The organism is Geobacter sp. AOG1 (genome assembly GCF_019972315.1).
In the GTDB taxonomy this organism is placed as follows: Bacteria; Desulfobacterota; Desulfuromonadia; order Geobacterales; family Geobacteraceae; genus Geomobilimonas.
The window spans coordinates 2,800,990-2,825,833 of sequence record NZ_BLIZ01000001.1 but is presented as its reverse complement, the minus strand read 5'-3'; the positions used below and the strand labels follow the sequence as shown (position 1 = coordinate 2,825,833).

At 53.0% G+C, this 24,844-nt stretch carries 21 protein-coding genes and 1 riboswitch; of the genes, 20 read left to right on the top strand and 1 reads right to left on the bottom strand.

Annotation, left to right across the window (positions count from 1 at the left end):
• Positions 1-25: 25 nt before the first annotated feature.
• Entirely contained in the window at positions 26-844 is an 819-nt protein-coding gene (locus LDN04_RS12830; protein ID WP_223911192.1) for a metallophosphoesterase, read from the top strand.
• A gap of 467 nt (positions 845-1,311) precedes the next feature.
• Positions 1,312-1,388: riboswitch (cyclic di-GMP riboswitch) on the top strand.
• Between the two features lie 149 nt (positions 1,389-1,537).
• Positions 1,538-2,818 carry a hypothetical protein gene (locus tag LDN04_RS12825; protein ID WP_223911189.1) on the top strand — a complete coding sequence of 427 codons (1,281 nt, stop codon included), beginning with the start codon at positions 1,538-1,540 and terminating at the stop codon, positions 2,816-2,818.
• A 17-nt stretch (positions 2,819-2,835) separates the two neighbouring features.
• Here LDN04_RS12825 and LDN04_RS12820 read toward each other — a convergent pair whose 3' ends face one another.
• Positions 2,836-3,525 carry a PilZ domain-containing protein gene (locus LDN04_RS12820; protein ID WP_223911186.1) on the bottom strand — a complete coding sequence of 230 codons (690 nt, stop codon included), beginning with the start codon at positions 3,523-3,525 and terminating at the stop codon, positions 2,836-2,838.
• Positions 3,526-4,017: 492 nt separating this feature from the next.
• Between LDN04_RS12820 and LDN04_RS12815 the strand changes: the two genes are divergently transcribed.
• The 18 genes from LDN04_RS12815 to LDN04_RS12730 all read left to right on the top strand — a co-directional run bounded on the left by LDN04_RS12815 (position 4,018) and on the right by LDN04_RS12730 (position 24,816).
• A complete protein-coding gene (locus tag LDN04_RS12815) occupies positions 4,018-5,787 on the top strand; it encodes an EAL domain-containing protein (RefSeq protein ID WP_223911179.1) in 1,770 nt (589 codons plus the stop codon).
• A 246-nt stretch (positions 5,788-6,033) separates the two neighbouring features.
• On the top strand, positions 6,034-7,095 hold the full coding sequence (locus tag LDN04_RS12810) for a polysaccharide biosynthesis/export family protein (protein WP_223911177.1): 1,062 nt from the start codon (positions 6,034-6,036) through the stop codon (positions 7,093-7,095).
• 59 nt (positions 7,096-7,154) lie between these two features.
• The gene (locus tag LDN04_RS12805; protein ID WP_223911175.1) at positions 7,155-7,520 is read left to right on the top strand and encodes a four helix bundle protein; all 366 of its coding nucleotides are present in this window, start codon (positions 7,155-7,157) and stop codon (positions 7,518-7,520) included.
• A gap of 72 nt (positions 7,521-7,592) precedes the next feature.
• A complete protein-coding gene (locus LDN04_RS12800; RefSeq protein WP_223911173.1) occupies positions 7,593-9,938 on the top strand; it encodes a polysaccharide biosynthesis tyrosine autokinase in 2,346 nt (781 codons plus the stop codon).
• Positions 9,939-10,282: 344 nt separating this feature from the next.
• Positions 10,283-10,663, top strand: coding sequence for a GxxExxY protein (locus LDN04_RS12795; protein WP_223911169.1), 381 nt, complete (start codon positions 10,283-10,285; stop codon positions 10,661-10,663).
• A gap of 126 nt (positions 10,664-10,789) precedes the next feature.
• A complete protein-coding gene (locus LDN04_RS12790; protein ID WP_223911166.1) occupies positions 10,790-11,626 on the top strand; it encodes a tyrosine-protein phosphatase in 837 nt (278 codons plus the stop codon).
• Positions 11,627-11,846: 220 nt separating this feature from the next.
• Positions 11,847-12,197 carry an endonuclease domain-containing protein gene (locus tag LDN04_RS12785; protein ID WP_223911163.1) on the top strand — a complete coding sequence of 117 codons (351 nt, stop codon included), beginning with the start codon at positions 11,847-11,849 and terminating at the stop codon, positions 12,195-12,197.
• Positions 12,198-12,439: 242 nt separating this feature from the next.
• Positions 12,440-13,726: a nucleotide sugar dehydrogenase gene (locus tag LDN04_RS12780; protein ID WP_223911160.1), complete on the top strand. Its 1,287-nt coding sequence runs from the start codon at positions 12,440-12,442 to the stop codon at positions 13,724-13,726.
• A 166-nt stretch (positions 13,727-13,892) separates the two neighbouring features.
• Positions 13,893-14,282: a GxxExxY protein gene (locus LDN04_RS12775; protein WP_223911157.1), complete on the top strand. Its 390-nt coding sequence runs from the start codon at positions 13,893-13,895 to the stop codon at positions 14,280-14,282.
• A gap of 153 nt (positions 14,283-14,435) precedes the next feature.
• On the top strand, positions 14,436-15,464 hold the full coding sequence (locus LDN04_RS12770; protein WP_223911154.1) for an SDR family oxidoreductase: 1,029 nt from the start codon (positions 14,436-14,438) through the stop codon (positions 15,462-15,464).
• A gap of 163 nt (positions 15,465-15,627) precedes the next feature.
• Positions 15,628-18,021: a DUF4838 domain-containing protein gene (locus LDN04_RS12765; protein WP_223911151.1), complete on the top strand. Its 2,394-nt coding sequence runs from the start codon at positions 15,628-15,630 to the stop codon at positions 18,019-18,021.
• Between the two features lie 37 nt (positions 18,022-18,058).
• Complete coding sequence (locus LDN04_RS12760; RefSeq protein ID WP_223911149.1) at positions 18,059-18,523, top strand: acyltransferase; 465 nt, start codon at positions 18,059-18,061, stop codon at positions 18,521-18,523.
• Between the two features lie 4 nt (positions 18,524-18,527).
• Entirely contained in the window at positions 18,528-18,941 is a 414-nt protein-coding gene (locus LDN04_RS12755) for an FdtA/QdtA family cupin domain-containing protein (protein ID WP_223911146.1), read from the top strand.
• On the top strand, positions 18,938-20,068 hold the full coding sequence (locus LDN04_RS12750; protein ID WP_223911143.1) for a DegT/DnrJ/EryC1/StrS aminotransferase family protein: 1,131 nt from the start codon (positions 18,938-18,940) through the stop codon (positions 20,066-20,068). Before LDN04_RS12755 ends, LDN04_RS12750 begins: the two co-directional genes overlap by 4 nt.
• Positions 20,068-21,573 (top strand): O-antigen translocase, encoded by a 1,506-nt coding sequence (locus LDN04_RS12745; RefSeq protein ID WP_223911140.1) that lies wholly within the window; start codon positions 20,068-20,070, stop codon positions 21,571-21,573. Before LDN04_RS12750 ends, LDN04_RS12745 begins: the two co-directional genes overlap by 1 nt.
• Positions 21,570-22,547, top strand: coding sequence for a glycosyltransferase (locus LDN04_RS12740; RefSeq protein ID WP_223911137.1), 978 nt, complete (start codon positions 21,570-21,572; stop codon positions 22,545-22,547). Before LDN04_RS12745 ends, LDN04_RS12740 begins: the two co-directional genes overlap by 4 nt.
• Entirely contained in the window at positions 22,544-23,749 is a 1,206-nt protein-coding gene (locus tag LDN04_RS12735; protein ID WP_223911134.1) for a glycosyltransferase, read from the top strand. The genes LDN04_RS12740 and LDN04_RS12735 overlap by 4 nt, the downstream gene beginning before the upstream one ends.
• The gene (locus tag LDN04_RS12730) at positions 23,746-24,816 is read left to right on the top strand and encodes a glycosyltransferase family 4 protein (protein WP_223911131.1); all 1,071 of its coding nucleotides are present in this window, start codon (positions 23,746-23,748) and stop codon (positions 24,814-24,816) included. The genes LDN04_RS12735 and LDN04_RS12730 overlap by 4 nt, the downstream gene beginning before the upstream one ends.
• The last annotated feature ends 28 nt before the right edge of the window (positions 24,817-24,844 follow it).

Genomic DNA, 24,844 nt, shown 5'->3' with positions numbered 1-24,844 from the left:
TCGGTGGTTGGAATTCCAAGATCCCATGAGCAGACTTCCGAACAAATACTGGTTCATCTATGTCACCGTCGTCATCGCCGTGTTGTTTTCTTTCGGTCACGGCATGGCTGCATCCGGCACTCTCCACGCCGCATCGTTGGCGTCGCTCGAGAAGCGAATTGCCGCGGCAAACGTCGATGACTGGCGCTTTGTTTTTTTGGGAGACAGCCGCGGAAACGATGAAAAATTCAAAGAGGCGCTTCGACGTGCAGCAGAGTTTGATCCTCTCTTCATCCTTCATGGTGGAGACATAGCGGAAAAAGGGACCGCTGCAGAATTGCTCCACTTCATGAAGGTGGTGCATGAAGTGTCAGGCTTACCGCCGCTCTTTATCGTACGGGGCAACCATGAAACAGACGTCGGGCTGTATGAAAAAATCATTGGCCCTCTAAACTTTACCCTCGACAGCCAACGACTAGGCTTTCGGCTGGTTGCAGTTGATAATGCAGGCTACGCCCTGAAGGAAAAGGAACTCGCCTATCTCGCCACGATGCTGGATCAGAGCCGACCGATCCAGGTTGTATCGATGCACATTCCTCCCCTGACCGACCGCTGGAGCAAGCATTCATTTACGGAAGGGAAGAATGAACTCGTCAGCCTGATGGCGGATCGGAAGGTGAGACTTGGGCTGTTTTCCCATATTCACCAGTTCGACAACGACGTGATCAAGGGGATACCCTGCATCGTCAGTGGTGGTGCGGGGGCGTCCTTGACCTGGTTCGGTTATTCAGGCGAGGCGGCCTATCATATCGTGGTCGTGGAAGTAAAAATGGGGAAAGTTTCCTATCGCGTGGTCCGCCTATGATTCACCCCCCTTTAAGCATACTGTAACCCTCTATTCATCCGCCGCCCTTGCTGCATCGGCAACCGCTATGGCAGCGTCGACGTTCTATCTTCCCGCCGCTCTGACCTTATCGCTTTATCCTCATTAAAACAGCACCGACAAACCTCTCTGCCATTGCTCCCATGCTTGCCGGCAATCTATCCCTGGTAATAACCACTGCACTCCAATACCTCTTTTGGAAAGGCCCACCAAGATGGGGTCAATTGTGCTCGTACCATTCGAGGGCGAAGGATTCTGTCAGTGTAACGAAATTTAAAACAGAGAACCAATTACACCTGTTAACATAGTCACCATGTTGGCGCGGTACGAGGAATATATATGTACTTTTGTCTGCGAATAAAATTGATTTCTATGTTCTACATAAACTAATGTTTTATTTATATTGACATGCTGTGAAACACAATTGTATAAAGGATCTAAGTTTTACTCTCCGAAAAGAGCAAAGCCGGGGCAACCCGGCGGCGCAGAGTCACGGGTTCCGTTAAGGGACGGCCGGGCCGCCGAAGAGGGTGATTTTTACACTGCAGGTGTATCCTGCAGCGAAACGCCCCTATTCGGTCGACCGAATAGGGGCGTCGTTGTTTTCAGGGGAAACCAGGGTTGACGTACCTCCACGCTTCATGATGACCTGCCGACACAAGGGGGAGGGAAAAGATGCGTGCAGCGGTGAGATCCGGACGGGCTGGTGGCATGGTCACGAGAGTGGCGAGAATGGTGGCGACCGTTCTTGTAGCAACGCTCGTCGCCCTCGGTGCGCATCAAGCAGCAGACGCAGTATTCCATGCCGGCTGGACCGGCAACTGCGACGGCTGCCATGGCTCTTCTTCTCCCGTCGACGGGACGAGCGTCGGGCTGAGCCTCACTCCGAGCGAGATATGTCTGCGCTGTCACGCGGCTGCAAAGCCGACCGACCACCAGGTCGCGACCCATCCACCACCGCCGCCAGGCGTACCCCCTGCCGCTCTGACGCCGGGGGGAGACTTTGCCTATCTGCAGAAACTGTATTACTGGACCGACTCTGCCGCCGGCAGCTCGTTCAGTCCGGGAGAGCGGCATGGTCACAATATCGTCGCTCCTGCATATGGTTACGTTGCTGACGTAACATTCTCCGCCTCTCCGGGCGGGACCTACCCCTCCGCGGTACTTTCCTGCATCAGTTGCCATGACCCCCACGGCAACTACCGACTTCTCGACTCCGCCGGCACGATTGTCCGAAGCGGCAATCCCATTATCGATTCCGGATCATACGGCACCCCACCCACGGCGACGGAAGCTGTCGGAACCTACCGGTTGCTGGCAGGCAAGGGATACGGCACCAAATCTGCCGCTCACACCTTCCAGTACGATCCGCCGATTGCCGTCGTGCCGCGAAATTACAACAGGGCTGAGGTCGATGTGGATACCAGGGTCGCCTATGGGAAGGGGACCAGCGAATGGTGCCTGAACTGCCACGAGGTTTTTGCGAACCGGGGAGGCGGCAAAAGCCATATGCACGCGGCCGGTGCGGAACTTGGCGGTACGATTGCCGGAAATTACAATCACTATGTCAAAACCGGCGATCTCAACGGCAGTCAGTCCACCGCTTTTACTTCCCTGGTGCCTTTCCAGAGCGGGGAGGTGGGGAATGTGCAGCAACTTGCCGCAGTGGCAATGTCCTTCGACGGGGCACGGCCGGAGGACAAAATCATGTGTCTTACCTGTCACCGGGCACACGCGTCGGCCTGGCACGGCATGACCCGCTGGAACACCAAGGGGAGCTTTTTACTCGTTAATGGGGATTATCCCGGCATAGATGCCACCGGCAAAGGGGGGGACGGCACGAACGCTGGGGGTAAAACCAGGGCCGAGTACAAAAAGGCGATGTACGATCGGGATCCGTCACGATTTGCCTTTTTCCAGCGGTCACTCTGCAACAAATGCCATGCCAAAGACTGAGCGTGCGATGTGCATAATCAGGCACGACTTTCATCATGAGCGGTACTGGCGACGTACTGGTCTATCTTATGGTGATCCCCCCGCGTCAAGCCGGTGAACTGGACCCCGTATTTATATCCGCCATCCATCGTTCTTTCGTAGCGCATCACCTCGCCCCTTGTCTCAATCGAGCCAAAATCCGGGAGTGAAAAGTAGCAGGTGATCTGCTCGCGGAGCTCGATCTTCTCTTCGGTTTCAAGCAGAATACCGGTGACACTGACATCATGGGAGACGCCGTAGAATCCGACCCCGTCCCGGATGGTTTTTACCCGTACACGCAGGGGGACGCGCTTCTCCCTGAGCATCTTGGCAGAAGCGAAGTCACCAACAGCCTTAAGCAGCTGCACCGGTCGGACAGGCTTGGTAATACAATAGTTTGCCGTGCTTTTTTCGACGCGTTCTATGTCAGCAGGGATGTCACGACAGACCATGATAAAGGAGAAATCACCCCGACCGGGTGACTGCCGAAGGAGGGTACAGAGCTCATCGCCACCCATGTCGTCAAGTTGTAGTTCGCTGATAACAATGTCGACAGGATTATTCTGGTGATGGTGGAGAGCTTCTGTACCGGATGCAACAGCGGTTATCTGGAAATCGGACCTGATGAGGAGGTGGGCATTTCTTTCCCGAAAGCTCTCTGATGGGCTGACAAGCAGAATATTCTTCATGAGAACGGATTCTACCGGGATTCCCGGCGTTTGTAAAGAAGGCATTGGCCCTTGTCGCTCTGTCGGGCCCGGTTCACCTTCAGGGAGAGGGTGATTACTGCCACCCCGCCAGAAGGGCACCTGCCTCAAAAGTAAACACGGCATCATGAGGATAGTTGATGGTGAAACGTGTATCCACAAGCCATGTGGATAAAACCTCCCTAGCTGTGGATAAGTTGCAAAAATGCAATGTTACAACGAGTGCTTTTGCATTTTGCACAGCAGATAGGCAGCCTGTCTAACTACTTGTAATAACGTGTCAATAGTTATTTTTGTATTCAGTGCATTTATTGCAGATAGACATCAATCTGAACACCGGTAAAACGATGGAACCACCGCGCGTTCGTTCAATTGAGAATGGCGGCTATGGTGATACTATATAGAGGGGTTTTTGACCAGATTTCATGCCGGGTTATAGGCAATTCCCGTCGACTGATCGCGTGGAAGGCAACGATGCCAATCCTTTCCGAAGAACATAAAGTGGCGACTCTCCTCTACGTAGAGGATGACGAATCGACGCGGGAGGCGACCACCCTCGTTTTACGCCGGATGTTCCCCCAGCTTGCCATCTACCTGGCGGAGAACGGTCGTAAGGGGCTTGAACTCTTCACGATCCATCATCCCGAGATAGTTTTGACCGACATCACCATGCCTGACATGGACGGCATCAGCATGTCCCGGGAGATCAAGGCGCTCGACAATGGCGCCCGGATCATCGTCCTGACGGCAACCAGCAACACCGACAGCATTATCGAAGCCATCGACATTGGCATCCGTCACTATGTGCTGAAACCGGTCAAGATGGAGAAGCTCGTCTCCGCAATCGAGCAGTGCCTCGTCGGCATAGGACTGGAGAAACAACTCCGTCTGCAGCAACACTATATCCGGCATATTGCCTACCATGATACCCTGACGGGCCTCCCCAACCGGGAGCTTTTCAATGAGCTTCTCCACCTGGCGCTCTCCCAGGCCCAGCGCCACGGCAACAACCGGCTCCTTGCGGTGCTCTTCCTCGACCTCGACCGGTTCAAGGTCATCAATGACACCCTCGGCCACGGCGTCGGCGACCAGCTGCTGCAGGCAGTGGCCCAGCGTCTGAAGGAGTGCTGCCGGCGTCACGGGGACATAGTCGCCCGCCGGGGAGGCGACGAGTTCATCGTCCTCCTGCCAGAGCTCGATACCGCTCAGGAAGCGGCCAAGGTTGCCCAGAAGATCATCGACGCCTTCTCCCGAGCCTTCGTTCTCCACGAACACGAGCTGTTCATAAGCACGTGCATCGGCATCAGCATCTTTCCCGGCGATGGTGACGATGCAGATGCCCTCATCAGCAATGCCGATATGGCCATGTACCGTGCCAAGGAACACGGCAGAAACCAGTACCACCTCTACAACCTGTCCATGAACGCCCAGACCTCCAAGCGGCTTGCCATGGAAACAAACCTCCGCAAGGCGATGGAGAGACAGGAATTTTTCCTCAACTATCAGCCCAAGGTAAACGTCAAAACGGGGCGGGTGGTCAGTTTCGAGGCGCTGATCCGTTGGCGGAACCCGGAATTGGGGCTGGTCGAGCCGAAACAGTTCATCCCCCTGGCGGAAGAAACGGGATTGATCGTTCAGCTCGGCGAATGGGTACTGCGGACCGCATGTGCCCAGAACCGGGCCTGGCAGGATGCAAACTACCCCTCCATGCGCGTGGCGGTCAATTTTTCACCGCGGCAGTTCCAGATCCTCCGCCTGGCCGACATGGTGGAAAAGGTCCTCGCCGAGACGAATCTTGCCCCCTGCTGGCTCGAACTTGAAGTGACCGAGGGGATCATGCTTCAGAATATGGAGAACACCATCACGACGCTTCGTCGCCTGAGCGACCTGGGTGTGCACATTTCCATCGACGATTTCGGTACCGGTTACTCATCCCTCTCCTACATCAAGAAACTCCCGATAAATACCCTCAAGATCGACCAATCCTTCGTGAACGACATCACCATCAACCCGGACGACGCGGCGATTGCCACGGCGGTGATTACCCTGGCACAGAGCCTCAGGCTGAACGTGATTGCCGAAGGGGTCGAGGACGAAGGGCAGGCACGGCTCCTCGATTCGCTCGACTGTTCTGAAATGCAGGGATATTTTTTCAGCCGCCCCCTTAACGCCGCAGAATTCCCCTTTCAGATGAACAAACTCCACTGGCGGTGCGACATCCCCCCCACTATGTCAATCCATTAAGGCCCACGAAGACTCCCGAGCAGCCGGCACTAAGAAACCGGGCACTTTTCCAGGGTGAGCCGGTTTTCTAACGAAAATGGAGCACCCCGCGTTTCCGGTGTGTCCTCGAACACGTACCCGCCACGCAGTTACATATCCGTATCAACCAGGCAACACAAGATTAGAGTAAATTATCTTTCATAAATACTTGACATTACAGAGTAATTATGGTAGAAAAAGCCACTACTTTTCCCTTGGGGACTCATTATGATGCGTTCATTTTATGTTATGTCACTCCTTGCCTGCTGCCTGTTCGTAAGCGGCTGCGCCACCTACTCCGACCTTCCCGCCGGTACCCATAAGTCCATCGTTGACCAGTCAGCCGATGCCTCCGCCGCCGTGGTGGAGCGGGAGAGCGTGGCGGTGCCGACCGTGCCGGCCGATCCGCCACCCTCCACCGACTACGTCATCGGCGCCAACGACGTCCTGTTCATCAATATCAGCGGCAAGCCCGAATTCATCGTCACGTCCGGCAACTCAAGCAGTAAGGTCCAGGGGAGCCGGGTGGACGGCAACGGCCGGGTCAGCCTCCCGCTGGTCGGTCCGGTGCAGGTGGCCGGGCTTACCCTCTCCCAGGCCCAGGCCCATATCCAGGAGGCACTGCGCAAATACCTCAATGACCCGTGGGTGGTGGTGGAGGTGGCCGAGTACAAGAGCCAGCCCCTCTACCTCCTCGGCCAGTTCCGGGCCGCCGGTACCTACTACATGGATCGCCCCCTCACGCTGGTCCAGGGGGTCGCCCTCGGCAGCGGTTTCGACGCCGCCGCCAACCTGCGGGGTGCCCGGTTGACCCGCGATCGCAAGATCGTGCCGGTGGACGTCTACGACCTCCTCACCCGGGGGGAGACGGGGCAGAACGTCTGGCTCAAGGCGGGGGATACGATCTACATCCCCGACAACAAGACCCAGCAGGTCTTCATCTTCGGCGCGGTCAAGAAGCCGGGCCCGGTCCCCATGCCCACCTCGGGGCTCAACCTGGCCCAGGCCATCGCCAGTGCCGAGCTGCGGGAGATCGGCTACGACTTCCGCCACGTCCGGATCATCCGCTCCCTCTCCACCACCCGGGGTGAACTGCTGGTGGTGGATTTCGACCAGGTGCTCCGGGGGGATGCTCTCCCGATCCAGCTCCAGGAAGGGGACATCGTCTACGTCCCCAAGAGCGCCCTGGGGAACTGGAACGACGCCATCAACGAGATCCTCCCGTCACTGCAGGCCATCAGCGCTATCCTGCAACCATTCGTCCAGGTCAAGTTTTTGTCGCAACACTGACGCTGACGCGCAAAGCGTGTCAGGTTCAACGTTCAAGGTTGAATACATTGGGTTGAGATATGAGAATTGAGCGTTTCGAGGATATAGAAGCCTGGAAGGAAGCACGTCTTCTGGTTAAGAATGTATACACCCGGTTTGCCGAATGCAGGGATTATGGTTTCAGGGACCAGATTCAGCGTGCTGCAGTTTCGACAATGGCAAATATCGCAGAAGGTTTTGACAGGGGCAGCAACAAGGAGTTTATCCAATTTCTGATCATTTCCCGTGGTTCAGTTTCCGAAGTGCGAAGCCTCACTTATGCAGCTCAGGATATTGGCTACCTGGACAGCGAACAATGCAATGCTATCCAGGAACAATCCACCAGACTGAGCAACCTCCTGAACGGTTTCATCCGCTACCTTAGGAATTCTGAAAGAATAAAATAACCTTGAACTTTGAACCTTGAACGTTGAAAAATAACCTAGAATATTGAACCTTGAACATTGAACTGGAATTTTATGAACCCCATAGTCCAACCCCCGGCCCCCCAGCCCAACCAGCCCCAGGAAGTCCACCTTTCCGATTACATCAACGTCATCATGCGCCGGCGGCGAACCTTCCTCGTCGCTTTCTGCGCGGTGTTTATCGGCGTCGCCCTCTATACCTTCGCCATGCGCCCCATCTACGAGGCGACCGCCACCCTCTATGTCAAGGACGACAAGGCGAAGAGCGGCGTGCTGGGTGAGCTCTCCCTCCTGGCCAGCAACAACCCCATCGACGCGGAGATCGAGATCCTCAAATCCCGCACCATCGCCGAACAGGTGGTACGAAGACTCCACCTGGACTGGCGGGTGGAAGATGCCGCTCCCGAGCTTTCCCACAAGGTCCTTGAGTTCGCTACAACGGCGAAGCGCCCCTCCTGCACCGTCACCCTCACCGGCCCCGACAGTTACACGGTCAAGGACGCCGACGGCAAGGCCGTCGGCAGCGGCAAAAGCGGCGTGCTCTTCCAGTCACCGAGGCTGACCCTCCTGGTCCAGGTCAAGGGGAAAGAGGGGGACAGCTTCCAGCTGAGCCAGCTCAACTTCAACGGAACGGTCGCCGGCCTGCGGAGCGGCATCAAGGCGACGGAGGTGGGGAAGAAGACCAACATCATCCGGATCGCCTACAGCAACACCGACCCCGCTCTTGCCCGGGACATCGTCAATACCCTGGTCCAGTCCTACCTGGATCAGAGCATCGCCTTCAAGACCGAAGAGGCGAGCCGTACCGTCAACTTCGTCGAAGAACAGCTGACCGGGATCAAGGACGAACTGGGGAAGGCAGAGTCGGACCTCCAGCAGTACAAGAGCTCGGCCGGGGTAGTGCAGCTGGACACCGAGGCGCAGGCCCTCATCAACAAGTTCTCCGACGTGGAAAAGGAGCGGGCGGGGATCAGCATCCAGAAAAAGCAGCTGGAGTTCGCCCTGGCCTCCCTCAAGGAGAGCATGTCCCGGGGGAGGACCTATTCGCCGGCGGTCTTGAAGGACGACCCCCTGGTGGCAGGGATGGCCTCCCGGCTGGCCGAACTGGAGGTGCAGAAGCGGGCGCTCCTGGAGGATTACACGAAGGACCACCCTGCCGTCAAGACCGTCCAGGGGCAGATCGACGAGCTGCTGCGGAAGATCCAGGCCACCTACGAGACCGGCCTGAAGAACCTGACCCGGCAGGAGTCGGACGTCACCAGGCGGCTGGCCGGTTACGAGGGGACCCTGCGCCAGCTCCCGGCCGCCGAGCGCGACCTGGCCCGCTACATGCGGCTTGCCAAGGTGAACGCCGACATCTACACCTTCCTCCTCCAGAAGCATGAGGAGGCCCGCATCGCCAAGGCCTCCACCATCAGCAACATCAACATCGTCGACCCGGCCATCGCCCCCGACCTCCCCATCAAGCCCCAGAAGAAGAAAAACCTCCTCCTCGGCCTCCTGGTCGGCTGCATGCTCGGGGTCGGCCTCGCCTTCTTTCAGGAGTATCTGGACGACACCATCAAGGAGGCCGAAGAGGCGAAGCGGATCCTCGGATTCGCCCACCTGGGGACCATCCCCCACATCGGCAAGGTCGATGCTGAGAGCACCGGCACCGAGGCCATCGTCAGCCATACCGACCCGCGGTCGTCCGTGGCCGAGGCGTTTCGCAGCCTCCGGACCGGCATCCACTTCTCCGCCATCAACCGGGACAAGCGGGTGCTCGTCATTACCAGCTCCTTCCCCGGTGAGGGGAAATCCACCGTCTCCGCCAACCTGGCCATAACCATCGCCCAGACCGGTACCCGGGTCCTTCTCATCGACTGCGACATGCGCCGCTCCTCCCTCCACGACAAGCTGCGGGTCGAGAAGATTCCGGGGCTCTCCGAGGTCCTGGCGAAGGACACCCCCTTCGCCGCCGCCGTCCACACCACCGAGATCCCCAACCTCCACCTGCTTGCCGCCGGCACCACCCCCCCCAACCCCTCCGAGCTCCTCGGCTCCGTTGCCATGCGCGACCTGCTCGACGCACTCCGGGAAGAGTACGACCAGATCGTCATCGACGCCCCCCCGGTCCTCGCCGTCACCGACGCGCCGGTCCTCACCACCCTGGCCGACATGGTCCTGGTGGTTCTGGAAACCGGCCGCATCCCCGCCAAGGCTGCCATCCGCATGCGCGAACTCCTCGGCGCCGTCCAGGCCCCCGTAGCCGGACTCGTCATCAACGACAAAACCGGCCGCGGCATGGCCTACGGCGGCTACTACGGCTACAAATACGGATATGGTTACGGGTATGGGTATTATGGGGATGACGAAAAAGCGCCTGCCAAGGCGAAGCCTTGGTGGAGGCGGTTTTTCTAGTTCGAAGGGAAAGAAACGAAACCATTATTTTTAGCCTCATGATTACCTCAAGATTTCTCATGATGAAGGCAACAAATCTTTAAGGTTTGGAATCATGAGTAATCGAGAAGCAATTAAGGGTGAGGTTTTTTGGAGTTTTTAGCCTCATGATTACCTCAAGATTTCTCATGATGAAGGCAACAAATCTTTAAGGTTTAGAATCATGAGTAATCGAGAAGCAAAAATAGGTTTAAGGCATGATTACCCCAAGATTTTTCGTGATTAAGGCAAAAATACTTCAAGGTTTTAAAATCATGAGTAATCGAGAAGCAAATTAAGGGTGAGGTTTTTTGGAGAAAGGCAACATGAAGGCTCTATCGTCAGATCTATTAACCGAGCAAATTATCAACTGTGCCTTTGAAGTCCATTCGGTTCTTGGAAGTGGTTTTCTTGAAAAAGTCTATGAGAACGCATTCTTTGAAGAGTTAAAAAATCGTGGACTGAAGGTCGAAGCTCAAAAACCAATCGCTGTCAAATACAAAGGTAATGTCGTTGGGGAATATTTCGCCGATCTTCTTGTCGAAGATTCAGTAATTTTGGAGTTAAAGGCTCTAGAAAAATTGACTGATGTCCATGAATTGCAGGTCAAGAATTATCTAAAAGCAACTGGTATAGAACTGGGACTGTTAATTAATTTTGGTAAGAGTGTAGAGATAAAGAGGAAGTACGTAAAATCAGGCTCTTAAACTCTAATTATTTGTGTTTATAAATCATGAGTAATCGTGAAGCAAAATGATTTTAAGCCATTCTTAGCACATGATTACCTCAAGATTTCTTATGATGAAGGCAACAAAGCTTTAAGGTTTTAAATCATGAGTAATCGTGAAGCTAAACCATTCTTTGGCGATAGAGTAAGTTTGACAACTCAAAACTCAAAACTCAAAACTCAAAACTCAGCAACAGATTGGCATTGCCATCTGTTGCCATCACTCGATGACGGTCCCTCCACCATGGCCGAATCGATAGAGATGGCGCGGTTGCTGCGGGATGCGGGATATGAGACGGTGCATTGCACCCCCCACCTGATCAAGGGGGTCTACGACGCGGGAAACGAGGCGGTGCGGAGCGGGGTAGGGGAGTTGCAGACGGCGCTGGACCGGGAGGGGATCGAGCTGAAACTTCACGCGGGGCGGGAATACTACCTGGACGAATTCCTCCCCCACTATCTGCAGGATCCCCTGCCGCTGGGTGATACACAATTCATCCTCGTGGAGATCCCCCACCACGCGCCGGTGGAGCTGGTCAAAGAAACCCTGTACCGCATCCGCCAGAAGGGATATATCCCCCTCATCGCCCACCCCGAGCGCTGCAAGCTCTTTGCACTCCCTCTCCCCACCAAACAGGGGGTGTGGGAGTGGTTCAAGGTTCAAGGTTCAAGGTTTCAAGACGGCGACTTGCTTGACTCACAAACGTTGAACGTTGAACATAGAACGTTGAACGGTCAATCCAATAGTCTTCTGGACTATTTGATTGACCTCGACTGCCAGTTCCAGGGCAACCTGGGGAGCTTCGCCGGTTACTACGGTGACCGGGCACGGGCCAGTGCCGGGCGGATGCGGGAGATGGGGCTCTATAGCTGCTTCGGGAGCGATGGGCATAATGTAGAAGGGTTAAGGGAAATCTTGGTTCAAGGTGCCCCCTCGCCCTGAGGACCCACAGCGCCTAAAGGAGATGGTAAGATTCAATACCTTCTCCTTGGGGAGAAGGTGCCCGAAGGGCGGATGAGGGAGTGAGAGGTGGATAGAAGAATGTGCTGGTTTACCCCCTCACCCGGTGCTTTGCACCACCCTCTCCCCTAGAGAGAGGGTAAGACTTTTATCCCCTCGCCCTAGGGGAGAGGGGCAGGGGTGAGGGGATAAGAGAAGAGACATGCCGATCCCGCCGCACATCCTCGCCAATGCCCGTTCGCTGCGTGGGCAACTGACCGATGCCGAACAGCTCCTCTGGCATCTGTTGCGCGACCGTCGTTTCTGCGGCGTGAAGTTTCGTCGCCAGCATCCGTGTGGCGGGTATATTCTGGATTTCTACTGTCATGATGCCCATCTGGCGGTCGAACTGGACGGCGGCGGCCATGGGGATGAGGAACAGAAGGCGTATGACGAGGAGCGGACGAGGATTCTGGTAGGAGCGGGGATCAAGGTACTGAGATTCTGGAATCATGAGGTGCTGCACGATCTGGATTGCGTGTTAGAAAGGTTGCACGGAGAACTTTTCCCTTAGTCCGGCATTCCCCCCTGAGCCGACAGTAACCCTCACCCTGAAGACCCACAGCGCCTAAAGGAGAGGGTAAGATTCAATACCTTCTCCTTGGGGAGAAGGTGCCCGAAGGGCGGATGAGGGAGTAAGAGGTGGATGGAAGAAGGTGCTGGTTTACCCCCTCGCCCTGAGGACCCACAGGACCCAAGGTTCCGGGTTCGAGGTTTTGCCAGTCCCGTGTCCCTGATTTTAAAGGAGTTTATACATTGGCACATAACCGCACTATCTCCGTCATCGGTCTGGGTTACGTCGGTCTTCCCGTTGCCGTGGCTTTCGGCAAGGTTCGCCGGACCGTCGGCTTCGACATCAATGCTTCTCGCATCTCCGAATTGAAGGCGGGGCATGACCGGACCGGCGAGGTGGCCCCTGACGACCTGGCCGTAGCTAACATTCTCTTTACCGACCGGACCGACGAACTGGCACTGGCGGATTTTCATATCGTTGCTGTTCCGACTCCGGTAACCGAAGCCAACCAGCCTGACCTGACTCCCATGCTGCGGGCCTCCGAGACTGTCGGGAAGGCTTTGAAGAAAGGGGACATCGTCGTCTACGAATCGACGGTCTATCCCGGTGTGACCGAGGACGAGTGCGTGCCAATTCTGGAAAGGGTGTCCGGGCTTGCCTGCGGCCGGGATTTTACCGTCGGCTACTCGCCGGAACGGATCAACCCCGGCGACAGGGAGCATACCTTCACAAAGATCAGGAAGGTGGTGTCTGGCCAGAATGCGGAGACATTGGAGATCGTGGCCAAGGTCTATGAATCGGTGGTCACTGCCGGTGTGCACCGCGCCTCCTCCATCAAGGTGGCCGAGGCGGCCAAGGTGATCGAGAACACGCAGCGGGACCTGAACATTGCCTTGATGAACGAACTGGCCCTCATCTTCGACCGGATGGGCATCGATACGAATGACGTACTGGCAGCCGCCGGCACCAAGTGGAACTTCCTGAAATTCACGCCGGGACTCGTGGGGGGGCACTGCATCGGCGTCGATCCCTACTACCTGACCCACAAGGCGGAGAAGATCGGCTACATCCCCCAGGTCATTCTGGCTGGCCGGAGGATCAACGACGGCATGGGAAGTTTCATTGCCCAGCGTACGGTCAAGGAGATGATCCTTGCCGGACACGCCATCCATGGCGCAACCGTCACCGTCCTGGGACTCACCTTCAAGGAAGACTGCCCCGACCTGCGTAACTCCAAGGTGATCGACATCATCCGTGAACTGCAGGATTATGGCATCAACGTCCAAGTCCATGATTCCCTGGCTGACTCCGCTGAGGCAGAGCATGAATACGGCGTCAAGCTCACGAAACTTCAGGATTTGAAACCTGCCGCAGCACTGGTTGTGGCGGTTGCGCACAAGGAATACTGCGCGTTCTCCGTGGAACACCTCAAGGGGCTTATGGGTGAAAAACCGGTGCTGACCGATGTGAAATGCATTTACGATCAGCAGGCAATAACCGACGCCGGCATCCGCCTCTGGCGGTTATAAAGAAATAGACAAAAAACATGGAACCGCCGATGGACGCAGATACACGCAGATAAAAGCGGAAGAAGCAAAAGATGAAGATTGTTGGTTTACCCCAAAAAAGTTTTTGTCTTACTCGGCGTACATCCGCCTTTATCGGCGGTTAACGATTAAAATGAATGGAACGCAAATGAACGAAGAGTGCCGCCGGGAAAGACTTGATCAAATTACCGAGAAAATTATCGGTTGTGCGTATGCAGTGATTTCGTCACTTGGAAGCGGTTTTCTCGAAAAAGTGTATGAAAATGCTCTGGCGCATGAAATTAAAAAAACTGGGTTGCATGTGTCTCAGCAACATTCCATCAAGGTCCACTATGACGGTATTGAAATAGGTGATTATGTCGCCGACATTCTTGTTGAAGAGCAGGTTCTCGTTGAACTCAAAGCAGTCAAGACTCTTGATAATATTCATCGCGCCCAATGCTTAAATTATCTCAAAGCGACCGGGAATTCCGTTTGCTTGTTGATCAACTTCGGTACACCCAGCCTTGAGATAAAGAGAATAGTTCTTGAGTATTAAACCTGAAAACCGCCGATGGACTCAGATACACGCAGATAAAGACGGAAACAACAAAACAAAAGGTGCTTGTTTAACGCAAAAAGATTTGCCTTACTCGGCGTACATCCGTATTTATCGGCGGTTAAAATAGATTCTTAAGGTGGGAATTTACAGATGTCATCTGTTTACGAAGTATTGAAACAGGAATTGAAGAGCAACCCCAAAACCTGGCTTGTCACAGGCTGTGCCGGGTTCATCGGGTCGAATCTGCTGGAGCAGTTGCTTAAGCTGGATCAGGCTGTTGTCGGACTGGATAATTTTGTTACCGGGAAGCGGCGTAACCTGGACGAAGTTGCGTCTCTCGTGAGCAAAGAACAGTGGGCTCGATTCCGCTTCATCGAAGGGGATATCCGCGACCTTGCGACCTGCCGAGAAGCCTGTTCTGGTGTTGACTATGTTCTTCACCAGGCGGCGCTTGGTTCGGTGCCGCGATCTATCGATGATCCGATTACCTCCAATGCTAGCAACGTGACCGGCTTTCTGAATATGCTGGTCGCTGCCAAGGATGCAGGGATCAAGCGGTTTGTTTATGCGGCGAGCAGTTCTACGTATGGCGATCATCCCGGCCTGCCCAAGGTTGAGGATACTATCGGTCGACCGCTTTCGCCGTATGCTGTTACCAAGTATGTCAACGAACTGTATGCCGATGTGTTTGCGCGCTGTTACGGTATGGAGTCGATTGGTCTGCGCTATTTTAACGTCTTCGGCCCGAGGCAGGATCCGGATGGCGCCTATGCGGCGGTGATTCCCAAGTGGATCGCTTCGCTTCTGCGTGGTGAACCGGTGTACATCAATGGGACGGGAGAGACCAGTCGGGATTTCTGTTTTGTGCAGAACGCGGTGCAGGCCAATCTGCTTGCGGCGACCGTCGATAACGCCGAGGCGGTCAACCAGGTGTACAATGTGGCGGTTAATGCGCGCACCAGTCTGGTCGAACTTTTTAACCTGCTGCGCGACGGGCTTGCGGAGAGGCGCCCTGCTCTGAAAGAGTGCCAGCCGGTCTTCCGGGATTTTAGGGCTGGGGATGTGTTGCATTCCCAGGCGGATATAGGGAAGGCAGGAAGGTTGCTTGGGTATGCGCCGACGCATACGATTGGGCGTGGGTTGGATGAGGCGCTGGGATGGTATATAAATGCTAGGTAGTCAGCAAAACTTCAGCACACCGCAAGGGACGCGTATAATGCGACGTTTGTTTCTTATACTCCTTGTTGTGGCAGGACTGGCATCTTTCTGGTCTGCTACGCTCCATGCTGCGCCACAAAAGAGCACTATCCCAACTCGTCTTGCGGCAGACGGCAAAGCCCTTATGCCCGTGGTTATCTCGTGGGACGCTTCCGACCGGGTGCAGCGTGCCGCACAGCAGCTGGCGGATTACCTGGGTAAAATTAGTGGCGCTCACTTCGAGGTGGTCGCAGGTGACGGGACGTCCGGCATAGCTGTCGGCCTCCCCGGCCAGTTTCCCAAAGTCCCGTCCGGTGGACTGGGCGACATCCATGACCCGACCAGGCAGGAAGATTATCTACTCCGCTCTCATGCAAAGGGAATCCACGTCATCGGCGCAAGTGAGCTGGCGGTAGAGGATGCTGTATGGGACCTGCTCTACCGAATTGGCTATCGCCAGTTTTTCCCCGGCCCGGTTTGGGAAGTGATCCCCCGGGTGCGTGCATTATCCGCTGCCGTTGATGTAACGGAGCATCCTGCGTATTACGCGCGTCGCATCTGGTATGGTTTTGGCGCAGGTCCATGGTCAACAGATGCGTACGCACAATGGTGCGAGCGCAACCGCGCCGTAAACGGCATTGCCATCAACAGCGGTCATGCTTACGAAGGCATCATCAAGCGAAACAAGGCCGCGTTCGACATGCATCCGGAATATCTGGGACTCGTCAACGGCAAAAGGAGTTCCTCAAAATTCTGCATCTCCAACCCCGGCTTGCGTCGTCTGGTCGTCCAGGATGCTCTGGCCCAGTTCGTTGCCAATCCTGACCTGCAGAGCGTGTCGGTCGAACCGAGCGACGGGGGGGGCTGGTGCGAGTGCGACGACTGCAAAAAACTCGGCAGCATCAGCGACCGTGCCGTCATGCTGGCCAACGAGGTTGCGACCGCGGTGGAGGCTAAGTACCCCGGTAGATTCGTCGGGATGTACGCCTATAATCAGCATTCCCCTCCGCCCACGATTCGCGTCCACCCACGGGTGGTCATCTCGGTCGCGACAGCCTTCCTGAAGGGAGGGTATACGGTGGACCAACTCCTTGCCGGTTGGCAGAAGCAAGGGGCAACCATTGGCATGCGCGAGTACTACAGCGTGAACGTCTGGGATCGTGATCTGCCGGGCCGCGCGCGGGGGGCGAATCTTAGCTACCTCACGACCACTATCCCTCATTATTACGAAAAAGGGGCTCGATTCCTTTCAGCTGAATCCAGCGACAACTGGGGCTGCAACGGCCTTGGCTACTACCTCGCAGCCCGGATGCTCTGGGATGTCCGGGAAGCGGGACGGATTGAGGAGTTGAAGGCTGACTTCCTCGACAAGTCCTTCGGCCCGGCCCGTGTGCCTATGGCAGAGTTCTACGGGTTGATCGACGGCAGCAACAAGCCCCTGTTATCAGACGATCTGCTCGGGCGGATGTACCGCCAACTTGCACAGGCGCGGAAGCTGACCAATGACCCGGCAATCCTCGCGCGGCTTGACGACCTGGTGCTCTATACCCGCTATGTGGAGCTCTGGTCCGATTACGCAAATGCGGCTGGTGTGGGGAAGCAGCAGGCGTTCGAACGGCTGATCCGCCATGCCTATCGAATCAGGAAGACCATGATGGTGCATACGGCTGGACTTGTACGTGATCTGCCTGATCGGGACAAAACCGTCGTCCTGCCCAAAGAGGCCGGCTACACCGTCCCGGAAGAGAAGAACATCTGGATCAACAATGAACCGTTTTCGCGCACGCAAATCGAGAACCTGATGAAGAACGGCATGGTGACGCGGCAATTACTTGACTTTAAGCCGGTCTCTTACAGTACCGATCTGGTTCCCGCAACCCCCCTGAAGCTGCCGCCGGTGCCGACCGGCACCATGGGCAGTTTCAGTCGCGGGACGCGAGTCTACCACACCTGGGTTGACAAGGCTCCGGTTTCTTTGGCCTTCACCGTGACCGCCGGTTATATTTACGGTAATTTTGGGGATGCGAAGCTCAGCCTCTACCCCTCGGCGGAGACGAAAGGGGAGGCGGTGGCGAAGGCGAGTGTCGCTCCGGACAAACAGCCCCACAATATACTGTTAAAGACTGCTTTTACGGGGGCTCACCGCTTGGAAGTTCAGGATGCTTCGGCCGGTACTGGTGTTCAATGGCCGGATGGCCTGCCGATGACCGTACAATCCAGTCGCGATAGTCCGGAAGAATTTGCGTTGCGCTGGAGCCTTTACTTTTATGTTCCCAAGGGAACGAAGGAAGTTGGCGGCTACACGTCTGGACCAGGTGTTCTGCTGGATGGGCACGGGAAGCAGGTATATGTTTTTGATAAAAATCCTGGTTACTTCAAAGTGCCGGTACTTCGAGAAGAATCCGGCAGATTGTGGAAATTTGAGCAATGTGCAGGACTAAAATTGCTTATGACCGTTCCACCCTATCTGGCACGAAATGAAAAAGAGTTGTTGTTACCAGTCGAAGTGGTTGAAATTGACGCGCCAAAGACCAAGTAAATAGACTCTAGCTACAATAAATCAAGGAGTTGGAATAATGTCGACATTCATCCATGAGCTATCTGAAGTTCAAAGCAACAAAATCGGTGCCGGCACAAAAATATGGCAATACGTTGTTGTTTTAGAGAATGCAGTGATCGGTGAAGACTGCAATATATGTTCACATTGTTTAATTGAAAATGATGTTGTGATTGGCGATCGCGTTACCATCAAGTGTGGTGTGCAGATATGGGATGGGTTGCGCATTGAGGATGATGTTTTCATTGGACCAAATGCTACGTTCACGAATGACTTGTTTCCTCGCAGTAAACAAGACTTTACCTTGTTACAGACATTTATAAAAAATGGTGCAACTATTGGAGCAAACGCAACAATATTACCAGGCATAACCATTGGAGAAAACTCCATGGTTGGCGCTGGGTCTGTTGTTACCAAAGATGTACCACCTAATGTTCTTGTTATTGGTAATCCCGCCAGAATTATAAAAAAACTTGAGGTCTGATTTCATGCCAATTAAAGACTGCAAAATCATTGATCTCCCTAAAATTTCTGATCCACGCGGCAACTTGACCTTTGTAGAAGGCAACAACCACATACCTTTTGATATTTGCCGTGTTTATTATCTGTATGACGTCCCTGGGGGGGCTGAGCGTGGAGGGCATGCCCATAAAGGTCTACATCAACTCATTATTGCCATGTCGGGAAGTTTTGATGTCGTACTGGATGATGGCAAGGAGAAGAAACGCATCCACCTAAATCGTTCATATAATGGACTTTATGTCTGCCCGATGATCTGGCGCGAATTGGATAATTTCTCCTCCGGTTCTGTATGTATGGTTCTTGCTTCCAATACTTATGATGAGAATGATTATTATCGGGATTACAGCGAATACCTTTCCGCTCTCGAGGGGCAAAAATGAAAGTTCCTTTCCTCGATCTCACATCGCCCTATCTCGAACTTAAAGACGAACTTGACGCCGCCTACCAGCGAGTGATGGAATCCGGTTGGTACATCCTCGGCAAGGAAGTAGATGCGTTCGAGTCGGAGTTTGCCGCATATTGTGAAACAAAGTATTGCATCGGCGTCGGCAACGGTCTTGAAGCTCTCCACCTGATTGTCCGCGCCTACGGAATAGGTCCGGGGGACGAGGTGATAGTTCCCTCCAACACCTACATTGCGACTTGGCTTGCGGTGACCCATGCCGGAGCGACTCCCGTTCCCGTTGAGCCGGTTGAGAGCACTTATAATATTGACCCTTCGCTGATTGAACAAGCCATCACTCCAAGAACGAAGGCAATCCTGGTCGTCCACCTCTACGGTCAAACGGCAGATATGGACCCGATTAATGCTCTGGCACGGAAACATGGGCTTAAGGTTATCGAAGACTGTGCCCAGGCCCACGGGGCGCGCTACAAGGGGCGAAGGGCAGGGGGACTTGGCGATGCAGCCGGGTTCAGTTTTTACCCCGGCAAGAATCTCGGTGCACTTGGTGATGGTGGGGCTGTGACTACCAACGATCCCGAACTGGCGGAGCGCATCCGGGTTTTGCGTAACTATGGTTCACAGATCAAGTATCACAACGAAGTCGTTGGGTACAATTCGCGCCTGGATGAATTGCAGGCGGCTCTGTTGCGGGTAAAGTTGAGCAGGCTGGATGAATGGAACGACCGGCGCAGGCAGGTTGCCGCGCAGTATATGCGAGAGCTTGCAGGTCAACAGCATCTGACTTTGCCCAATGTGCCGGAGTGGGCTGAACCGGTCTGGCATCTCTTTGTAGTGCGTCATGCCCAACGCGACGCTCTGCAAAAAGCCCTCAATGAAGCGGGAATCGGCACTATGATCCATTATCCGATTCCGCCGCATTTGCAGCCCGCCTATGCAGACCACAATTTGAACGAAGGGAATTTCCCGATTTCCGAGCTGATGGCAAAAGAAGTTCTGAGTCTGCCGATGGGGCCGCATCTTGGCGGCGAGGATATCCCTACTGTTATTGGGTGTGTCAAAATAGCCTGTGACAAAAAGTCAAAGGACTTGCGGTCTATTTGATGAGTGAGTCCCGCAGTAGCTACCGCCAGATTCTCAAGTCATCGTCCATCATCGGCGGTGCATCGGTAGTCAATATTGTTGTAGGACTTGTCCGAACCAAAGTTTTGGCAGTGCTGCTTGGCCCTGCCGGTGTTGGTCTGGCTGGACTTCTGACCAGTATCATGGGGACCGCATCGACCGTGGCCGGCATGGGTATGTGCACAAGCGGCGTGCGCCAGGTTGCTGAGGCTGCAAGTCGTGATGATGTTGCCAGGATGGTAGTGGTGCGCCGTGCCCTGTGGTTTGCGACTCTGGTCCTGGGTGCCCTTGGTTCGCTGATATTATGGTTGATGCGCGAACCTGTGGCACAAGGGATATTCGGTACTGCGGAAAAGAGTAGCGCTGTCGGCTGGTTGGCCTTTGGCGTCTTTTTTACGGTTGTCGGCGGTTCGCAGGGGGCCATGCTGCAGGGGATGCGGCGGATTGCCGATATGGCCTCTGCCGGGATTATCGGTTCGATTGTCGGCACGATTATGGCGGTCGGGTGTGTCCTTACTTGGGGTGTGCGCGGAATAGTCGCTTACATTATTGTTGCTCCTCTGAGCAGTTTTGTTATTGCAGCTCTCTTTTTGCGACGCATTCCACGTGTTGACGGCATTGCTCCGTGGTCCGAAGTGAAAGGGGAGATCGCACCTCTGTTGCGCCTTGGCGCAATGCTCATGCTTTCGGGGTTGATGTCCACGGTGACGCAACTGCTGGTGCGAACGATCATCAACCGTGAGTTGGGTATGGAGGCCAACGGCCTTTTCCAGGCGGCATGGACCATTTCCATGACCTACATTGGGTTTGTGCTTGGTTCAATGGCTGCGGATTATTACCCGAGACTAACCGCTGCTATTCACGATAAAGCGCAGGCTAATCAACTGGTAAACGAGCAGATCCATGTTGCCCTGCTTCTGGCCGGGCCAGTGTTGGTAGGGATGTTGTCACTGGCCCCCCTGGTCATCAATATTCTCTACGCAAAGGCATTTTCTGGGGCAGTTGATATTTTGCGCTGGCAAATAATAGGTGATCTGTTCAAGATCATTGCATGGCCTCTCGGTTTCATTATTTTGGCATCAGGCGCTGGTAAAATTTACTTTTTAACTGAAACATCCTGGAACGTTTTTTACATGGGGATTGTCTGGAGTGGTATTAAAACTGTTGGTTTGGTTGTAACAGGAATGAGTTTTTTCCTGTCTTATTCTATGTATTTGATTATTTGTTGGTTTGTTGCACGTCGGCTTATAGGTTTTTCGTTTGATAAAAATAATTTTCACCTTGTTATAAAATACATAGGAATTGTTAGCAGTGTTTTTGTATCCGGATTATTCTGGCCAAAGCTGACAATGGTGTTGGGTAGTATGTTAACGGTCGTGCTATTTATATACTCCTTCAACCAACTGGCTGATATGACCGGTGTTAAAGGACCTGTTGCTGCGATTGCACGTAAAACGAGAGAGTTTGTCGGAGGGCGTTTGCGGTGAGTGAAACAGATAAACCACTCGTAACATTTGCACTGTTTGCGTATAACCAGGAGCGGTTTATTCGTGAAGCGGTGGAAGGGGCGTTTGCACAGACCTACTCACCATTACAGATAATTCTTTCAGATGATTGTTCCTCTGACCGCACTTTTGAGATCATGCAGGAGATGGTGAAGGATTACAGTGGGCCGCATATCATTCTTTTGAATCGTAATGCGCAAAATCTCGGTTTAGGAGGTCATGTAAACCGAGTGATGGAACTGGCAGAGGGGGAATTGATTATTGCTTCTGCTGGGGATGACATATCTTTACCTCATAGAGCCAGATCATTAACAAATCTATTTATGAATAGCTATGAAAAGGTATATTCCGTCTGGTCCTCGGCAGAATATATTAATTCAGAAGGGAAAGCCCTTAAACAAATATTCCCGGGATGGCCTTACGGATATACGGAAAAATCAATGACAAAAAATGAAAATCCTGTGATTGGCGCTACTCATGCTTGGCGCCGAGACGTGTTTGATATTTTTGGACCTTTGAATGAAGACATTATGTTCGAAGATAACGCGATATCTTTTAGAAGTTATTTGTTAGGAGCTATTCTATACACAAATGAGATCTTGGTAAAATATCGAGTTCATAAAGACAACATTACAAACTTTCAACAAAATATAGATTATTTCAAATTATATAAAAATGCCGAACGTCGCGAGTCCTTTGCTCAGGCAGGCTTTAGGCAGAGGTTAAATGACATTGAAAAAATTAAAGCTGAAAATCTAGTATGCGAAAGAAATTTGCAGTATATAGAGAATGAGATAAAAAATGAGATAATTAATTCCAAAAAACGTCGTGAATCTTATTCAATCTACCCAAAGATAACATATTCACAAATTGTCAATAGTCTAAAAGACAATCGAATAATGAAGACAACAATTAGAGCTATGATTCAGAATATAATTAGAAAGTACGTAGCATGAATGTATTGTTTGTCACTTGGGATGGTCCACAGGTCACTTATCTTGAAAGTCTGTTTCTGCCAATTTTCAAGAGACTGGCAAAAAGCGGCATAAATTTTCATATCTTGCAGTTTACTTGGGGTGATGCCCAACGTGTCAAGATCATCCGTCAGGCTTGCATTGATGCCGATTTTACCTATCAAGCAGAGACCATCTGGCGTCACCCTGTTGCTGCCGGTGGTTTGTTGACAGCACTAAACGGTGCTCGGCTGATTCGCAAGTCTGTTCATGACCATCGCATCGATGCCGTGATGCCTCGTAGTACTTTGCCGGCCCTGGCAACGCTACTTGCTCTTCACGGCAGATCGCTGCCGATGATTTTCGATGCAGACGGTTTGCCACTGGATGAGCGGGTAGATTTTTCTGGTCAATCGTCATCAGGTTTGTTTTACCGTTTGCTCCGCGATATAGAGTCCCAAGCTGTTAGACGCGCTGATGTTGTTCTCACTCGATCAAGAAAAGCAGTTGAGATTCTTCGTGCGCGCGCCGGAGCAGGTACGGCATTTGACAAATATCACGTCGTTAGTAATGGGCGTGACTCCAAGGTGTTTAAGCCAGCCGATTCAGTCGAATACAGCGATATGCGCAAAAAATGCAATGTTAATTTACATGCACCTTTTGTAATTTATTCAGGTTCCCTTGGGGGGAAATACTGCCTGACCGAAATGTTACATCTTTTTAGTTTTATTAGAATGCGACGAGGGGACGCTAAATTTCTTATCCTAACTGGTACACCGGATATTGCCAATAATATAATTAATCAGTTTCCCCATCTTAAAGAATCAGTAAATACTCTTGCGGTGTCAAGCAACATGGTTTCACAATATCTCTCTTGCGCCGATCTTGGCCTCTCCTTGATTCGCCCCAGTTATTCAATGCAAGGAGCTGCTGCAATAAAAACTGGTGAGTATCTACTCTCTGGGCTTCCAATTGTCGCCACTCCAGGGATTGGTGACAGCAAAGAAATTTCATCAGAAGTGGGTTATCTACTTGAGAATATGGGAGAAAGAGATTTAAAAGCGGCTGCAAACTGGTTTATTGATGTAGTACTACCAAATCGTGAAGCTTTCCGCACCAATTGCAGGGGAATAGGGGAGACTAATTATTCACTCGATGCTAGTACAAATGCTTATGTAGACGCTCTTTTAAGAGTTAATAAATGAAAATCCTTTTGCTTACAAAATACTCACGCAAGGGGGCCAGCAGTCGGCTTCGTTCGTTTCAGTATGTAACATATATTGAAGCTAACGGGTTTGAGATCACCATACAGAGCCTTTTTGACGATGGTTATTTAAGTAGCGTTTATAACAGGGGTAAACGGTCCGCAACAACAATTGCTAGATTATATAGCCAAAGACTTGTCGTTCTACTAAGTATTTTTAAATATGACTTGATTTGGATAGAAAAGGAAATTTTCCCTTTTTTGCCTGCTTTTGCCGAAAGATTATTACTACTATTGGGTAAAGCCTATATTGTGGATTATGACGATGCAGTATTTCACAACTACGATTTATCCAGGTTCCCCGTTGTTCGGCAACTGCTTGGGCGCAAGATTGATAAGGTGATGGCCTATGCGAACATGGTAGTTTGTGGGAATAACTATATTGCAGAGCGTGCAAGCCAGGCGGGGGCAAAGCATATAGAAATACTGCCGACTGTCGTTGATACATTGCGCTACATGCCTAGAGTTGCGCGCGAGAATCAATGTCCCGTGATTGGATGGATTGGCTCACCCTCCACTCAAAAATATGTTCAAGACATGTTGCCGGTCCTTCAGCGAGTGTGCAGGAACGGTCGTGCACGTTTGGTCCTGGTTGGTGCGCAACCGGAATTAGTTTCGGGGTTGCATGACGTACCTGTTGAATTTGTTGCCTGGAAGGAGGAAACAGAGTCGGAGAAGATTGCCTGTTTTGACATCGGCATCATGCCTTTACCTAATGGGCCTTGGGAAAGAGGGAAGTGCGGCTATAAGCTAATTCAGTACATGGCCTGTGGTCTGCCGGTGGTTGCCTCCCCGGTGGGGGTGAACCGTCAGATTGTTGAACATGGGGTGAACGGTTTTTTGGCTGATACCCCAGAGGAGTGGGAGAGTGCCTTGATGACACTGGTCAATAACCCGGGGTCTTGTCTACGTATGGGGCAGGCCGGGCGGCAGCGAGTGGAGGAACGTTATTCCCTCCAAGCAACATCATCACGATTGTTGGATTTGATAAATTTCGCAGTTCGTTGACTGGTTACAACGGCTCTACGGAGCTAAA

Excerpts from the sequence above, each read along its gene's own strand:
- LDN04_RS12830 (WP_223911192.1), top strand. The coding sequence starts at position 26 with ATGAGCAGACTTCCGAACAAATACTGGTTCATCTATGTCACCGTCGTC.
- LDN04_RS12825 (WP_223911189.1), top strand. The coding sequence starts at position 1,538 with ATGCGTGCAGCGGTGAGATCCGGACGGGCTGGTGGCATGGTCACGAGA.
- LDN04_RS12820 (WP_223911186.1), bottom strand. The coding sequence starts at position 3,525 with ATGAAGAATATTCTGCTTGTCAGCCCATCAGAGAGCTTTCGGGAAAGA.
- LDN04_RS12815 (WP_223911179.1), top strand. The coding sequence starts at position 4,018 with ATGCCAATCCTTTCCGAAGAACATAAAGTGGCGACTCTCCTCTACGTA.
- LDN04_RS12810 (WP_223911177.1), top strand. The coding sequence starts at position 6,034 with ATGATGCGTTCATTTTATGTTATGTCACTCCTTGCCTGCTGCCTGTTC.
- LDN04_RS12805 (WP_223911175.1), top strand. The coding sequence starts at position 7,155 with ATGAGAATTGAGCGTTTCGAGGATATAGAAGCCTGGAAGGAAGCACGT.
- LDN04_RS12800 (WP_223911173.1), top strand. The coding sequence starts at position 7,593 with ATGAACCCCATAGTCCAACCCCCGGCCCCCCAGCCCAACCAGCCCCAG.
- LDN04_RS12795 (WP_223911169.1), top strand. The coding sequence starts at position 10,283 with ATGAAGGCTCTATCGTCAGATCTATTAACCGAGCAAATTATCAACTGT.
- LDN04_RS12790 (WP_223911166.1), top strand. The coding sequence starts at position 10,790 with ATGAGTAATCGTGAAGCTAAACCATTCTTTGGCGATAGAGTAAGTTTG.
- LDN04_RS12785 (WP_223911163.1), top strand. The coding sequence starts at position 11,847 with ATGCCGATCCCGCCGCACATCCTCGCCAATGCCCGTTCGCTGCGTGGG.
- LDN04_RS12775 (WP_223911157.1), top strand. The coding sequence starts at position 13,893 with ATGAACGAAGAGTGCCGCCGGGAAAGACTTGATCAAATTACCGAGAAA.
- LDN04_RS12770 (WP_223911154.1), top strand. The coding sequence starts at position 14,436 with ATGTCATCTGTTTACGAAGTATTGAAACAGGAATTGAAGAGCAACCCC.
- LDN04_RS12765 (WP_223911151.1), top strand. The coding sequence starts at position 15,628 with ATGCCCGTGGTTATCTCGTGGGACGCTTCCGACCGGGTGCAGCGTGCC.
- LDN04_RS12760 (WP_223911149.1), top strand. The coding sequence starts at position 18,059 with ATGTCGACATTCATCCATGAGCTATCTGAAGTTCAAAGCAACAAAATC.
- LDN04_RS12755 (WP_223911146.1), top strand. The coding sequence starts at position 18,528 with ATGCCAATTAAAGACTGCAAAATCATTGATCTCCCTAAAATTTCTGAT.
- LDN04_RS12750 (WP_223911143.1), top strand. The coding sequence starts at position 18,938 with ATGAAAGTTCCTTTCCTCGATCTCACATCGCCCTATCTCGAACTTAAA.
- LDN04_RS12745 (WP_223911140.1), top strand. The coding sequence starts at position 20,068 with ATGAGTGAGTCCCGCAGTAGCTACCGCCAGATTCTCAAGTCATCGTCC.
- LDN04_RS12735 (WP_223911134.1), top strand. The coding sequence starts at position 22,544 with ATGAATGTATTGTTTGTCACTTGGGATGGTCCACAGGTCACTTATCTT.
- LDN04_RS12730 (WP_223911131.1), top strand. The coding sequence starts at position 23,746 with ATGAAAATCCTTTTGCTTACAAAATACTCACGCAAGGGGGCCAGCAGT.